Origin of the sequence: Pseudoalteromonas galatheae, from assembly GCF_005886105.2 — a bacterium.
GTDB lineage: Bacteria > Pseudomonadota > Gammaproteobacteria > Enterobacterales > Alteromonadaceae > Pseudoalteromonas > Pseudoalteromonas galatheae.
The window spans coordinates 180,753-195,833 of the sequence record NZ_PNCO02000001.1 but is presented as its reverse complement, the minus strand read 5'-3'; the positions used below and the strand labels follow the sequence as shown (position 1 = coordinate 195,833).

Sequence of the window (15,081 nt, the reverse complement as noted above, 5' to 3'; positions counted from 1 at the left end):
TTTGTTTACCCCTACAAGGAAAAGTTTTCCAATTCAGGGCTTTCCTCAAAGTTTCCTGAGTGTTCAATTTCGGTATCTGCCTGCATTTGCTGATACCAGCGTTCTTCGTCCCAAATTTCAAATTTATTGAGTAACCCAACTAGCATGATCTTTTTGCCTAATTGCGCATGGGATCGCAATGAAGGCGCCAGTAAAATTCGGCCATTTTTGTCTAGTTGGTATTCTGTAGCATGACCTAGCAACATCCGCTGCCAGCGTCTCACTCTGGGATTGGTATTAGAGATGCGACTTAGTTTGGTCTCAATTTCTAGCCATTCGGAGAGTGGGTAGAGCCACAAGCACGGTTCGTTGATCGCAATAGTACAAATAACAGTTCCCTGATCTTCGGACAGCAGCGGTTGACGGTACTTAGTCGGTACCGCAAAACGCCCTTTGTCATCCAAAGCTAGCGAACTTGCACCTCGAAACATGCGTGATCCTATTTCTAAGTTGGTTGATCCAGTTTGATCCACTAAAACCCACTTTTTACCACAGAAGAACAGTCTAGGGCTTGACAAGCACTTTTGTCAAGCTCAGTCGGTACCTTTAACGCCTTTGAAAGCCAGAAAAATCGCGGGATTTGTGGAAGATCATGAATTTTGTGGAAAAAAGTGGAGAGATGAAAAAATGCCATATTTTTTGGCCGGATAATCACGTCACACTTTCAAATTAGAAATTAAAAATTCCATTTGTTAACCCTTGCTTAAGGATGCTTTTGCAGCTGAATTATTTATGCAAATTTGCTTGGTTGTCCCTACTCGATTCGGTATCATTCGCGCTCTCTGATCAGCTCCATAGGTGGGATTATTCTGAAATCTTCAATACAGTTTCGATTTTATCGCTTACTAGTTCTACTGTGCTTGCCATGTCTGATCATTATTTTATTTCTATTATGTGAGCAACGTCAGCAGGCATTAACACAACAGTCACAACAGGCGCTGCATTATGCCAAACAAGTTGCGGCGATCCAGCAGGTAGAGCTCGCGGATACAGAACAAGTCTTACAGCAACTGTCGACCCGTATTGATCATCTTACGGTAGAGCACGGTAAGTGCCCGCCGCTGCTTTATCACGCGATGCTGCTCAGCCCCAACCTAGCTAACCTTGGCATAGTTGACGCACAAGGGAACGTACTTTGTACGACCCATCAAGCAGATCAACGCGAGATCAATATCGCCGATCGTGGTTACTTTAAAACCGCAATACGCACTGCCCAGTTCAGTATTGGTGAGTATCAAATTGACCGCAGCATGCAGCGTGCAACGGTCAACTTCGCGCTACCAATTTACGATGATCAGCAACAATTTTTATTTATGCTTGTTGCGGTAAAAGGCTTAACGCATTGGAGCCAGACCCTTGCAAAGCTGCCCCTTCCTGTAGGTACTCGGGTAATGATTGCCGATGCTAAAGCGCAAATCATTGCGCAATATCCAGCAGCAAATGCAGAACTTGGTCGTGCTGTTAGCAGTTCTTGGCCAAGCAATTTAAGCACACAGGCGACACTACTCAACACCCCTGAAGGCAATCGCTTGGTGTATGTAAAGCAATCACTCAATAACAGCAACCGAGCGTTACAAATCTACTTTAGTTTCGACTTTGAGTCCCAGTTGAGCAGTATAGATAAGCGTTTTGCACTCTTTTTAGGGATCTTCTTTGTGCTTGTGTGCATTTTGTTTTGGCAAACCCATTGGCAACTAAAGCAACAACTTTTAAAACCGCTAAGCGCACTAAAGGATGCTATTGCAGCACTTGAGTCAGGTAAACAAGATTCTCGTTTTAATGCAGCCAAAGTCCCTAGCGAATTTGAGCATATCGCCGAGCGCTTTGCTCATATGGCGCAAACACGCCTTGCCGCTGAAGACAATGCAAATCATAGACTTGCCGTTGTAAAAGCCTTGATTAATGCACTCCCCGATAGCTATGTGCGCTTAGATCAGCAGGCTCAGATCTTATCTCGCTATGGTGATTATACCGATAAGGCGCAAACGCTGAGAGAGTTGCTACCAGAACATATTTATAAGCGGATCCGAGCAGAACTGGCACTGCTAAACGATAAAACCTATGTGCAACTTGAGTTTTCTCCAACCAGCAATCAAGTAGTTGAATGTCGCCTGTGCGCCATTGAATCCCATCCTCAGGCGTTGCTGATTTTCCGAGATATTAGTCAACGTAAGCATCAAGAAGAGGCACTAAACCTTGCAGCATTGGTGTACAACAATAGTAGCGAGTGCATGATCATCACGGATGCTAATGGCTTTATCTTGGACGTCAACCTCGCCTTTACGCGTGTAACTGGTTACTCACGCTCAGAGGTGCTGGGTAAGTCCACTGCCATGTTAGGATCGGGTCAACACGACCGTAGCTTTTACGAATTAATGTGGCAGCAGCTTAACGAACACGGCCGTTGGCAAGGTGAGATTGTCAACCGTAAGAAAAATGGCGAGCTTTACACCGAATGGCTAACTATTGATAGCGTTTATGATAGCAACCGTGAGATCTATCGCCGCGTCGCGATTTTCACCGATATTACCGAAGTTAAGCGTAAAGATGCGCTGATCTGGAGACAAGCACATTTTGATGAATTAACCGATCTTCACAACCGCGTGGGACTTAAAAAGCACTTAAAAAAGCAGGTTGCCAGCGGACAACAACAAACCGCCGTGTTGTTACTCGATCTCGACAACTTCAAGGATATTAACGACACTTTAGGCCATTATTACGGTGATTTACTCTTAAAGTTAGTCGCGCAACGTTTGAAGAGTATGGCTCCGCATGCGTTTTTATCTCGCATTGGAGGTGATGAGTTTGTCTTTGTGTTGGAAGATGATGAACACAAAACAACATGCAAAGCATTGGCCTCCCAGATCCAATCTGCACTCAAACAACCATTTGAGATCAAAGATGAGCAGTGCCATATCACAGCAAGTATGGGGATTGCCACCGCACCAACAGATGGTAATGGTGCAGAAGCCCTATTAAAGGCCGCCGATCAAGCAATGTATCGAGCAAAGCAACAAGGTCGCAATGGCTATGTGATTTTTGACGATACCTTACGCAAAGTCGCGGAATCTAGAATGCAAATGCTCAAAGGTATTCGCACTGCACTGCATAACAATCAATTTGAAATGCACTACCAGCCAATCGTGTCACTTGACGACAATCGCGTCGCCAAAGCTGAGGCCTTGATCCGCTGGCGACACCCAGAGCAAGGCATGGTGAGTCCCGCTGAGTTTATTCCGTTAGCCGAAGAAACCCAGCTCATTCATCATATTGGAGATTTAGCCTTTGCGCAGTCTGTTGACACGTTGACGCAACTACAGCACTTAGGCCATGCAACACAAATTAGCATCAATGTGTCACCGGTCCAATTTGCCGCTAAAAATTGCACCTTAGCAAGCTGGAGTGACAAACTCACGACGCTTGCGATCCCCGCTGAGCACGTGGTTTTAGAAGTTACGGAGGGAATGATGATGCACAATGATAGCCGCACTAAACAACGAGTTGAACGGTTAAAGCAGCAAGGTTTTCAATTTGCGTTAGATGACTTTGGCACGGGTTACTCGTCACTTGCGTATCTGAAACAATTAGATTGTCACTTTGTGAAAATTGATAAGCGCTTCGTCGATGGCATCGCAACCAATGCCGACGATTTAACCCTGTGTGAAACCATTATTTTGATGGCCCACCGCCTTGGCTTAAAAGTCATCGCTGAAGGCGTTGAGACCGCGACTCAGCATCAGCTATTAAAACAGGCTGGATGTGATTTTGGTCAGGGTTATTACTATTCAAAACCGCTACCACAACGCGAGTTTCTAACCTTAATGACAGAAAAAAGCCACATTGCTGTGGCTTAGATCTGAAGTTACTTAAAATCTAGGTGCTTGGTTTATTCAGTTAAACCAAGCGCAGTCATCATTTTGTTTGCAACATCCACATGGTGCTGCATGGTTGAGAACTGCTTAGTTACCCCTTGTGGGCCATAAGCATAAACAGGCACTGGCGCAGCCGTATGCGTACCAGTACCCCACACTACGCTTTGCTCTGAAGCAATCGCGCGAGCGATTTTTCCGGTGTAATCTTCTTTGGCGTATACATAAAAGTCACCGAAGTCCTCAAACGCAGGGATCATCGTTGCATCATTATCGTCATAGACACTTTGACCAACCTTCTCTGCATTATCTAGCGTCACCGTGTAAGCCGTCATATCTTCAATGGTCGCTTTCCAAGTTGGGCCCGATACATTCTCATAGGCTTCATCAGGCGCAGCTTCTGCAAGGATATCGAAGAAGGTGCCTGTTTGCGCGTAAAGCTTGTCTAGTTGCGCAAGTGGACCAAAGTTAAACTTAGGATGATATTCTTTAGCAACACCATTTACATACATACCATCGCCAGACAGCGTTTGTGCTTCAGGACGCTCATGCTTTGAATAACTAAAGCCAAAACTACCCGTTTCATGGTCCGCAGTCACAACGACTAGCGTATCGTTACGGTCTTTTACCCATTCATGCACAGCTTCAACAGCTTCATCAAATTTAAGCAGCTCGTTTAACATCCAACCCGCATCGTTTGCGTGACCCGCCCAGTCAATTTGACCACCTTCAATCATTAAGAAAAAGCCATCTTCATCTTTAGATAAAATATCTAAAGCCTTAATTGTCATTTCTTTTAATGAAGGCTGCGAACAGCTGTCGTTTTGTTGACAAGCTTTATAAGCAATTGCGTCATTCATACCTGAATTTGCAAATAGGCCAAGTACTTTCTCACCTTCAAAACTATTTAGCTGTGCTTTATCAAAAGCAAGGCCATAACCGTGTTGCTCTTTTGCTTCAACAACTAGGTTAGTTTCATCTCCACGCTTTGATTTTTTGTATACGTTGCTTGGCATGCCAAGCGCGTCAAGCTGAGCTTTAACCTCTGCATTATCAGGTGTACTCTTTGGTACAAACACACGCGCACCACCAGATAACATCACATCGACATTACCTGAACGAACTAGTTGCTCAGCAATTTCTGCCTCATATGAGCGATGTGGCATATGTGCAGCGAAAGCCGCAGGTGTTGCATGAGTGATACGCGTATCTGAAACAAGACCCGTTGCTTTACCTGCGGCTTTGGCTTTTTCTAAGATAGTGGCGACTTTATTACCGTCGGCATCAAGACCTATCATTTCAGAGCCTGCCGCAATACCCGTTGCTAACTGTGTTGCCGAACAAGCAGAATCAGTCACAAGACTACCCGTTGCACCATGTGGCGCATTAAGCGATAAACCTAAATGACCACCCGCAGCAAGTTTAGAAAGCGCTGTTTGATTGCCTTTGTTTTTATAAGTTGAGTTTGGCGCGCGCTGAGCATACTCTTCAAGTAAGCCAACTTGCTGTGGTCCCATACCGTCACCGATCATAAGGATCACATTTTTTACTTGTGTCACTTCTTGCACTGGTACTTCTTTAATGACTTCAACTTCTTTGATCACCTCAACGGTTTTTGTATCGTCATCGCACGCGGTAAGTAGAATTGCAGAGATAGCAACTGTAAGTAACTTTTTATTCATTGTACTGTTCCTGAAACGTAATATTTGTCTGTAAGGCGGGCACAGTCTAGGCGCGTTACATGACTTTTTTATTTCAGCGAAGTGAAAAAAATTATTTTATTTCACAACAAGTTACATTATAACAATACAATTTAAGTGCGAAGCTACCCTGTACAGCTATCATGATTTAGAGTAATCACTCTCTACCTGAAGTACTGGTAAATAATTTAGAAATGGGTCGACTAGATAATCCAAATACAAAAATGCTGAGCAGCACCGTTGCCATCGCCACTTGAGTAATTTGCAAACCATTTGGCAATTCTTCGCTGAGGAGCATTAAGGTTAGCACCACCGAAGCTAACCCCTTGGGGCCAAACCAAGCTAAAGTAAAGCGCTCTTTGGTTGTCAGGTCACCACCTAACAAACAGAGGAATACTGGGATCAATCTAAACAAGGCGGTTGCTAACACTGCGTACACCCAAACCTGCCATTCAGTGACTGCCAAAAGCACCATGCTGGCCGACAAACCAAACACAATCCAGATTATAAAAGCCGCAAATTCGGCGAGGTGTTCGCCTTCTTCTATAAGCTGATCTTTAAACTCATCACGATAATATTTATCAAACAGTAAACCGCTGACAAATGCAGCAATAAAGCCGCTGCCATGCAAAGCTTGGGTTACCGAGAAAACTAAAAAAGCGATGCCAACAAAGAGAAAAGGGCTAGTTTTAGACGCAAAGTAATGATGTTGATAGGCACGTTTAAGTAACCAAATGATCACCCCAGTCAGTAACCCCGCGACAACGAGTGCAATCCCCACTTCACGCATAAAAATCCAAGCAAATGATTCAGTCGTCGCTTGCATTCGCTCAGCTAATACTCCCAGTAAAAACAGAAATACCGGAATACAGAGGCCATCATTCAGGCCACTTTCTACATTAATTGCCTCACGTAATCTGGAGGGCACAGACTTATCCTGAATGAAGGTTTTGCATAAAGTGGCATCGGTTGGGGTAATGATCACCGCAATTAAAAAGCAAGCCAACCAAGATAACTGAAACAGCTCATGAGCCACCCAAGCGCCAAATACCATGGTTAATGGCAGCCCTAGTAATAATTTAACCGGTAACTGAAAGCTGTGAGATAACACTCGCAATCGCGTTTTTGCAGCATCGGAAAATAAATAAATCGCAAGCGTCAGCTCAATTACGGGCAGCAGTGTCTGTAGGCCATTAATATCTACCGCTAAAGCTTGTTGCCCTCCTTCTATATTACCAAGCACAAAGCCTATCGCCCCGCCCGTTAGCACAAACCACATAGGTGCAGTGAGCTCAGCCCTATCTAATTGTCGAGCTGTGATGCTATAGATAAAAAGAGAAAGTCCAATTGCCGCGATCAAAGCATAAATCACGTTGCCATTCCTTTACTGAAAACCTGTTGCTGATAAAGCCAGTATGACAAATCTTATTCAGTTAAGCCAAACATGTAACCACACCCTCCTATCTCATTTAAAGCGAATCAAACAACAAAGAGCAGTAGGCGCGAGTTAATTTTTCACCTTTGTGTCATCGGAATGTAAAAAACCGTCATTACTCTATCTGCAACAAACTGGACTAGACCAGAAATTTAACCCAAACTTTTGAGAAAAGAGCAATGAAAAAACTAACCCAAATCGCTGCTGTCGTGTTACTCGCCACCAGTCCCAGCTTATACGCTGCGACTGGTAAACTTGTTGGTGTTGTAAAAGACCCACAAAGTAATCTGTCTGGCGCTGTTATCTCGGTAAAGGGCCAAGATGTTTCCACTGTATCTGATTATCGTGGTCGCTTTGAACTGCCAAAACTAGAAGCAGGTCGCTACACCCTAGTTGTGAAATATATGGGTTATCAGGAAACTGAACTTCAGGTTGAGGTGATTGATGGCAAAGTCACTACCTTGTCTCCAATCTTATTAAACCAACAACAAACGATGGAAGAAGTGGTCACGGTTGGGCAAATCTTCCGTGGCGAAATGGCCGCAGCAAATAACCAAAAAAATGCCAGTAATATCAAAAGTATCATTTCTGCCGATGGCATTGGTAAGTTACCAGATAGAAATGCCGCAGAAGCGGTGCAACGTATTCCAGGTGTGTCGATAGAGCGTGACCAAGGTGAAGGCCGTTTTGTTGCAGTACGTGGTTTACCGTCACAATGGAGCTCGGCCAGCATCAACGGTAACCGTCTTCCAACCGCAGAAGAAGAAACCACCAGCCGCGCCACTGCGTTCGACTTTTTTCCAAGCGAATTGATTGAATTTGTGGAAGTGTCTAAAGCTATCACTCCCGACATGGAAGGCGATGCGATTGGCGGTAATGTTAATTTCGTGACCAAAAAAGGCGCTGATGATTTTATCCTCAAAACCAACTTTGCTGTGGGCCAAAACGAACTGGCCGATGGTACAAATTATTCTGCCAATGTGGTGTACGGCGATCGTCTACTCGACGACAAGCTGGGTTTTATTATTAACGCCACAGCGTGGCAGCGTGATTGGGCAACCGATAACTATGAGCCGCGCCGGGGTAACGATGGCTTAGGCATTTACCGTTTAGAGCTGCGTGATTATACAGGAACCCGTGAAACTTATGGCTTAAATGGCTCGCTGGAATATCAACTTGAAAGCGGCACGCTAAGCGCCAGCGCGCTATATGGCACACTGATTGACGATGAAACTCACTATAAGCACAGGCTGCGTTTTGATAAAGACCGTGCTGAGCTACAGCATATTCGCAACGAACTCATCACCGAAATGCAAGGCTTTGAAATTGCAGGTGAACATGACTTTGGCTTTGATAAAACGCTCTCTTGGCAACTAGCGACCTACGAAAATGAGTTCCGCTATGGCGACAAACCCAACAGTGAAGACAACAGCTACTTTGTCGCCCGTTTTGATCAAAAAAATGTGGGATATGTTGGACTTGAAGACCGCGATACCGGTAAAAATTATGCCTACAACCAAGTAGACGGCGGCAGCGATCCTTGGAACGCCATAAGTAATCACTTCCCCTCGGGCTTTACACTCGATCCAAGCAAAATGGGCTTGTCTTGGGTTGAACTATACAAGGTCTACGTCAACGAAAAAGACAGACTGGTAGCCAATGCCGACTTTGACTGGCAATACAATAACCAGCTAGCCGTTAAATTTGGGGCAAAATACCGCGATAAAGTCCGTAAAGCTGACTTTGCCGATGAATTTTACGCGTGGGACAGCGAACAATATGGCGCAGCGCCAACGCTTGCAGACTTTGCCTTAAGCGGTCAACCCGGTCGCAGCGATTACTTAAGCGAAGCCAAGTTTGATTATCGCACGCAGTTGTCGCAGGTGGCTTCCACCGATGCTCTTGCTCAGTTTTGGACGCAAAATCGCAATAAGTTCAAGCTAGATGCGGGTGAATCAGCACTCATCAGCAACGGTGGAGCACTGGGCAGAAACTTTGATGTTGAAGAAACCCACACTTCGCTCTACGGTATGGCAACTTACCAAGCTAACGACAACTGGGAAGTATTAGGCGGCTTACGCGTTACCCGCACCGATACCGAAGTGTCTGGTTACACTTATTTAGCCGACGAAGACAAAGTTGTTGATACCACCAACAGCAATGATTATTGGTCAATATTACCCGCACTACATGTTACCTATCGCGCCAATGACGATACCAATTATCGCCTTGCACTAACTCGCACCTTTGCCCGTCCTGACTTTGGCTCATTAACACCAGGGGCAACTTACCTTGAGCAAGACAATCAGCTTAACTCAGGAAATCCAGCGCTCGACCCTACGTACTCAAATAATCTCGACTTGATGGTGGAACATTATTTTGACCGCGTTGGTTTGGTCTCTGCGGGGGTATTCTACAAAGATATCCAAGACCCAATCTTCCAAGCCACCAGCGTTGGCAATTACAACAACAAGCAAGGCGTGACCATCATCCGTCCTGAAAACGGCAATAGCGCTTGGCTTGCGGGCATTGAGCTGGCATTTAACCGCGACCTTGGTTTTATTTCTGACAGTTTGAGCAACTTTGGGGTAATGACCAATGCAACCTTTATGGATTCTGAAATGCAAATTCCAGAGCGCACAGAAAAAGTGGCGATTCCACGTCAGGCCAATGAGCTTTACAACTTTACGCTGTATTACGACGACACCCGTTTTGCAGCTCGAATAGCGCTGAATCATAAAGGTGCTTATATCGAAGAGCACGGCGGCGATAGCCAATCGGATAGCTACTATGGCGCCAATACCAGCGTGGACTTTACAACGTCATACCAGCTTAACGAACAAACGTTAGTTTACCTAGAGCTAAGTAACCTCACCAATGAAGCATTGCAGTACTACCAAGGTGAGCAAGGTCGTCCATTACAGGTGGAATACTATGGTATCCGCGGCATGGTCGGCATTAACTACCAATTTTAGTACCAATTTACTTGATTAAGCCGATTGGTATACACCGGTTGACGGGCAATCCACAAAGGATTGCCCTCGAATTACCGAGGATCCTATGATGTTGCAGATCTCGCTATTTAACACCCGCCCGCGCTGGCTAAAAGACGCCCAAGGTATCGGCTTTGTGCTATTTGCCGCGACCAGTGCGTTTATGACTTACTTTTGTATGTACGCCTTTCGTAAGCCATTTTCGGTCAATACCTATGAAGCCTTTGATGACCCGAGCTGGGTTGTTAGCTTTAAAATTGCCCTGATCCTTTCGCAAGTGTTTGGCTACCTATGCGCGAAATTTATCGGCGTTAAAGTGATTGCTGAAATGCAGCATCATTATCGCGGCCGTGCGATTTTGGCCATGATTTTAGCCGCCGAGCTCGCACTGGTGCTATTTGCCATCACTCCTACGGGCTGGAATCTGGTTTGGCTGTTTGCCAATGGCCTCTCCCTTGGCATGATCTGGGGTTTGGTTTTTAGCTTTTTAGAAGGTCGTAAAACCACCGAAATCTTAGGTGCGGTACTCAGCGTGACTTTTATTCTAGCCTCTGGACTGGTCAGAACTGTGGGCAAATGGCTGGTGAGTGAACTCAATGTGCCTGAACTATGGATGCCAGCGGCAACCGGAGCGATTTTTCTGCCACTGCTTGTACTTAGCGTTGCTTGTCTCAATAGCATTCCAGAACCTACACAAGAAGATGAACAATTACGACAAAAGCGCGCACCAATGGATGGCAAAGCACGGCTGGCGTTTTTTAAACAGTATTGGTTTGGAATAACCGTGCTGGTGCTTAGCTTTTTACTCTTTACCGGCTTTCGTGACTTTAGAGATAACTTCTCAGCCGAGATCTGGCAGGCCTTAGGGTATGGGCAAGAACCCGCGATTTTTGCTTATGCCGGGATCCGCATCGCCTTTATCGTGCTCATTGCGCTTGCCGCATTGGTGTTAATTAAAAATAACCGTATTGCATTTTTTGCCAACCATGGCTTTGTCTTACTCGGGGCTTCACTGCTGGCTGGTAGTACGTATTTATACCAAACCCAAAGTCTCGATCCTAAAACTTGGATGGTACTACTCGGGGCTGGTCTTTATATCAGTTATATCCCCTATAACTGCTTTTTGTTTGACCGCATGATCTCAGCGGTTGGCTCGACTGCGAACGCAGGGTTTTTGATTTATCTGGCGGATTCGGCGGGCTACATCGGCTCAGTGGGCATTTTGCTCTATAAAACTTTTGCCACACCTGAGCTCAGTTGGCTGCACTTTTTTACCATGGCTTGCTATTGGGTGGCGTTTATCGCAAGCGCCCTCGTAGTGAGTTCAATTATTTATTTTGCCGTGAAATTAAAGCGACCACGTAAGGCGTCAACGCAACTACGCGCCACGGCACTTTCATCACATATTTCCTAGCTAGGAGTCTTAGCAACATGAAACACATTGAAGCATTAATTTTGGATTGGGCTGGTACTGTGGTCGACTATGGTTCGATTGCCCCTACCAGTATTTTTGTTGAAGCATTTAAGCAAGCATATCAATTTGATATTTCCTTGGCTGAAGCACGCGGTCCGATGGGAATGGGCAAGTGGGATCACATTAATACCTTGCTACAAATGGACAGCGTCCGCACCCGCTGGATAACGCAATTTGGTCAGCCACCGAGTACGGCAGATGTTGACCATATTTATCAAACCTTTATGCCGCTCCAACAGGCAAAAGTCGCCGACCGAGCAGCCCCCATTCCGGGCGTGCTTGCGGTGATCAAACGATTACAACAACAAGGCGTTAAGATTGGCAGTTGTTCTGGGTATCCCAAGCCTGTGATGGACGTACTAGTGCCTGCCGCTGCCGATTATGGTTATCAGCCAGATTGTGTGGTTGCCAGTGATGAATGTGCAGCTGGCTCTCGCCCAGGCCCCTGGATGGCATTAGAAAACGTGCAAAGACTTGGGATTAATCGTGTATCAGGATGCGTAAAAGTCGATGATTCCGCGCCGGGAATTAGCGAGGGATTAAATGCCGGCATGTGGACCGTAGGACTTGCGTTAACGGGTAATGCCGTGGGGCTTAGCGAAGAAGAATGGACTGCGCTCGGTCACGAAGAGCAAAAAGCACGTTCCCTTAGTGCTTATCAGCAGCTTGGCGAGGCCGGTGCGCATTATGTGATTGACTCACTAGCCGACATCGAAATGGTCTTGGTGGATATTTCTGCTCGTATTGCCCGTGGAGAGCGCCCGTAATGCGCTTTCAGCCTTTTTGGTTTGATGAAGCAATCACTCAAGCCGATATTGAAGCCGCAGCTAGCGCGCCGTCTCATGGCGCGTTAGATACCCAAGTTTGTATCATAGGTGGCGGCTTTACTGGCCTTTGGACAGCCATAACGCTGAAAAAGCAAAAACCTGAGCTGAATATCGCCATCATTGAAAAGGACCTCTGTGGACAAGGTGCTTCGGGTCGTAATGGCGGAGCTATGCTGACATGGTCGACTAAGTTTGCCAGCTTAATTAAAGAGTTTGGCTTAGAACAAGCCTGCTTTTTAGTGCGCCAGTCGGAGCAGGCCGTTCATAACATTAAAGCCTTTACCAGTAAACACGGGATTGAATGTGATTGCCGCGTTGATGGTACTTACTATACGGCTTCAAATCACAGCCAGCGTAATGCCTTTGACCCCATTACCACCCTACTCGAGCAACACCAGCTTAATGCGTGGCAAACACTGGATGAAGCGCAGTTGCAAGCAACCGGCTCTAATGCCAACCTTGCTGGAATTTACTCCCCCCATGCCGGTAGTGTTCAACCCGCCAAGCTTGTGCGTGGACTGATGAAGGTGGCAAAAACCCTTGGGGTCAAAGTATTTGAACACACCCGCTACCTAAAGCACCAAGGCCAAGACACGCTAACCATTACCACAGATAAAGGCGAGATCAGAGCCAATCAGCTAGTATTTGCCGTTAACGCTTGGCTGCCAAGCTTATTGCCGCAGTTTTCTCGCAGCGTGGTGTTAGTTTCGAGCGATATGGCGATCACCTCCCCAGCACCTGAAAAGCTTGCGGCAATGAGGCTGAACCACGGTGCTCCGGTGATTGATGCACGCATTTTTGTGAATTACTACCGCACCACCTCAAGCGGTCGATTAATGCTTGGCAAAGGCGGAAATTATTTTAGTTTCAATAACCAAGTGAGAGACACCTTTCACCGTGCTAGCCGCTATCAAGCGATTCTTGAACGTTCATTTAGCCATTTCTTTGCACATCACCAGCTCGAGATTGAAAGAACTTGGACCGGCCCCTCAGACCGAAGTGTCTCTGGCATGCCTTTCTTTGGTCATTTAAATGGTCAAGCTAATGTGTTTTATGGCAGCGGTTACTCAGGCAACGGCGTGGTGCAATCCTATTTAGGTGGACAAATCTTAGCGAGTCTACTGCTTAATCAACATAACGACTGGCGTCACTGCGCTTTAGTCAACCAAACGCTTAAACAGTTTCCCGTCGAGCCATTTCGCACCGCGGGGGCCTTAATGGTGAGAAATGCCATTCGCCGTAAAGAAAGCGCTGAGGATAACAACACGCCGCCGCATAAACTCGATGTTTGGCTAAGCAAGCTTAGTGGCAGCGCAGCAAAATTAGATCCGAACGTGAAGCAGGAGTATATAAAGTGAATGCCATTGCACAAATAAAACAGCTATTCGAGCAATATGGTCACGCCACCTATGACGAGGCATGTAGCCAAATTTACCATGCCGAACAATGCGCCACCCTCGCGAAAGAAAATGGTTATGATCAAGCGACCCAAATCGCTGCATTTTTACATGATATTGGCCATTTTGTTGCTCAATCTCAGAATAACCCGGACTTTACCCCACAAGGATATAGCAATCATGGCGATTTAGGGGCAGATCACTTAACTCAGCTTGGCTTTGACCGAGAAGTGACAATGCTAGTACGCAAACACGTAGATGCGAAACGCTATCTGGTCAGTATTGATGAGAAGTATTACCAAACGCTCTCTCCTGCCAGCCAACTAACGCTAACAAGACAAGGCGGAAAAATGAGCAGCGAAGAACTTGCGGCATTCTCCAAGCTACCTGAATTGGACGCTATTATCGCGCTGCGTCGTTTTGATGATTTAGGGAAAGATCCGAGTTTAACCGTTTTACCTAGCAGTTATTGGTTTAGCCAAATAGAAGCCTATTTGGCGAGTTAGGCCAATCTGAGTTTACAAGTCTCTGATTATAAATATTTATCCTGTCATAAAACGATAGTAAGCTTGTCACAAAAGGTTTTATCGACTCAATTATGCTGCTTTATCAACGTATTCGAAACCATATCCAAGCGCTGCTAGCCGCTGGCAGCATGACGCCCGGTGCCAAGTTGCCTTCAGAGCGTGCGCTGCAAGAAACATTTAGCTCAACACGGATCACTGTCCGTGAAGCCCTAGCACGACTAGAAGCCGAAGGACTTATCTTTAGCCAAAAGCGTCGCGGCTGGTTTGTCACCCCCGAAAAACTCAAATGGCATCCAGCTAAAAAAGTGAACTTTAACCACCTTGCCATTGAACAAGGCTTTACACCAACAACTCAAGTAGTCGCAATTAATGCCCCTTCCACAGAGCCTGAGTTTAGCCACTCTCATTTTGACGGCCAGCCGGTGTATGAACTAACTCGAGTACGTGCGTTAGATGGTCGCGCAATAATGATGGAACAGATCTATTGTGCAGCCGAACGTTTTGCCGACTTACACAACCAACCGCTGGATGGCTCAATCACAGAAGTGATGTCGACTCACTACCAAGTTGACGTCAGCTTTGAACAGTGTGTAATAAGCATCACCGTACTACCCGATGACGTTGCCGACAAATTAGAAAAGAACAGCGGCGCACCTTGTTTAAAGGTACTGCGCGCCCGCTATGACGCCGAGCAAGCGTTGGTGGATTACAATATTGAATATTGGCTCCATGACGCCATAGAGATGATTGTTGAAGGCGTGTAACTCCCGTCCCCGTAGGTCGTGCTTTAGCACGACAACCTTCCCAGAGCTACTGCCGC

At 46.1% G+C, this 15,081-nt stretch carries 10 protein-coding genes; 7 read left to right on the top strand and 3 right to left on the bottom strand.

Annotated elements, in window-relative coordinates; genetic code table 11:
* Window positions 1–11: 11 nt before the first annotated feature.
* Window positions 12–470 carry a division/cell wall cluster transcriptional repressor MraZ gene (gene mraZ / locus CWC29_RS00780; RefSeq protein ID WP_010368661.1) on the bottom strand — a complete coding sequence of 153 codons (459 nt, stop codon included), beginning with the start codon at window positions 468–470 and terminating at the stop codon, window positions 12–14.
* 429 nt (window positions 471–899) lie between these two features.
* On the opposite strand from mraZ, the gene CWC29_RS00775 reads away from it, so the two are divergent.
* A complete protein-coding gene (locus CWC29_RS00775) occupies window positions 900–3,893 on the top strand; it encodes a bifunctional diguanylate cyclase/phosphodiesterase (RefSeq protein ID WP_138523592.1) in 2,994 nt (997 codons plus the stop codon).
* A 32-nt stretch (window positions 3,894–3,925) separates the two neighbouring features.
* Here CWC29_RS00775 and CWC29_RS00770 read toward each other — a convergent pair whose 3' ends face one another.
* Window positions 3,926–5,590, bottom strand: coding sequence for an alkaline phosphatase (locus CWC29_RS00770; RefSeq protein WP_138523594.1), 1,665 nt, complete (start codon window positions 5,588–5,590; stop codon window positions 3,926–3,928).
* Window positions 5,591–5,765: 175 nt separating this feature from the next.
* The gene (locus CWC29_RS00765) at window positions 5,766–6,980 is read right to left on the bottom strand and encodes a cation:proton antiporter (protein ID WP_128728789.1); all 1,215 of its coding nucleotides are present in this window, start codon (window positions 6,978–6,980) and stop codon (window positions 5,766–5,768) included.
* A 242-nt stretch (window positions 6,981–7,222) separates the two neighbouring features.
* Between CWC29_RS00765 and CWC29_RS00760 the strand changes: the two genes are divergently transcribed.
* The 6 genes from CWC29_RS00760 to CWC29_RS00735 all read left to right on the top strand — a co-directional run bounded on the left by CWC29_RS00760 (window position 7,223) and on the right by CWC29_RS00735 (window position 15,025).
* Window positions 7,223–10,018 carry a TonB-dependent receptor gene (locus CWC29_RS00760; protein WP_138523596.1) on the top strand — a complete coding sequence of 932 codons (2,796 nt, stop codon included), beginning with the start codon at window positions 7,223–7,225 and terminating at the stop codon, window positions 10,016–10,018.
* 85 nt (window positions 10,019–10,103) lie between these two features.
* Window positions 10,104–11,450, top strand: a complete 1,347-nt coding sequence (locus CWC29_RS00755; RefSeq protein ID WP_235956500.1) for a DUF5690 family protein — start codon at window positions 10,104–10,106, stop codon at window positions 11,448–11,450.
* 17 nt (window positions 11,451–11,467) lie between these two features.
* Window positions 11,468–12,277 carry a phosphonoacetaldehyde hydrolase gene (gene phnX / locus CWC29_RS00750; RefSeq protein WP_138523598.1) on the top strand — a complete coding sequence of 270 codons (810 nt, stop codon included), beginning with the start codon at window positions 11,468–11,470 and terminating at the stop codon, window positions 12,275–12,277.
* Window positions 12,277–13,695: an FAD-dependent oxidoreductase gene (locus CWC29_RS00745; RefSeq protein WP_138523600.1), complete on the top strand. Its 1,419-nt coding sequence runs from the start codon at window positions 12,277–12,279 to the stop codon at window positions 13,693–13,695. The genes phnX and CWC29_RS00745 overlap by 1 nt, the downstream gene beginning before the upstream one ends.
* Complete coding sequence (locus CWC29_RS00740; RefSeq protein ID WP_138523602.1) at window positions 13,692–14,240, top strand: HD domain-containing protein; 549 nt, start codon at window positions 13,692–13,694, stop codon at window positions 14,238–14,240. The genes CWC29_RS00745 and CWC29_RS00740 overlap by 4 nt, the downstream gene beginning before the upstream one ends.
* A gap of 92 nt (window positions 14,241–14,332) precedes the next feature.
* Window positions 14,333–15,025 (top strand): UTRA domain-containing protein, encoded by a 693-nt coding sequence (locus CWC29_RS00735; protein WP_138523604.1) that lies wholly within the window; start codon window positions 14,333–14,335, stop codon window positions 15,023–15,025.
* The last annotated feature ends 56 nt before the right edge of the window (window positions 15,026–15,081 follow it).

What these genes read in the sequence shown, in the direction of transcription:
- CWC29_RS00770 (WP_138523594.1), bottom strand. Translation starts at nt 5,590, where the DNA reads ATGAATAAAAAGTTACTTACAGTTGCTATCTCTGCAATTCTACTTACC.
- CWC29_RS00745 (WP_138523600.1), top strand. Translation starts at nt 12,277, where the DNA reads ATGCGCTTTCAGCCTTTTTGGTTTGATGAAGCAATCACTCAAGCCGAT.
- CWC29_RS00760 (WP_138523596.1), top strand. Translation starts at nt 7,223, where the DNA reads ATGAAAAAACTAACCCAAATCGCTGCTGTCGTGTTACTCGCCACCAGT.
- mraZ (WP_010368661.1), bottom strand. Translation starts at nt 470, where the DNA reads ATGTTTCGAGGTGCAAGTTCGCTAGCTTTGGATGACAAAGGGCGTTTT.
- CWC29_RS00735 (WP_138523604.1), top strand. Translation starts at nt 14,333, where the DNA reads ATGCTGCTTTATCAACGTATTCGAAACCATATCCAAGCGCTGCTAGCC.
- phnX (WP_138523598.1), top strand. Translation starts at nt 11,468, where the DNA reads ATGAAACACATTGAAGCATTAATTTTGGATTGGGCTGGTACTGTGGTC.
- CWC29_RS00755 (WP_235956500.1), top strand. Translation starts at nt 10,104, where the DNA reads ATGATGTTGCAGATCTCGCTATTTAACACCCGCCCGCGCTGGCTAAAA.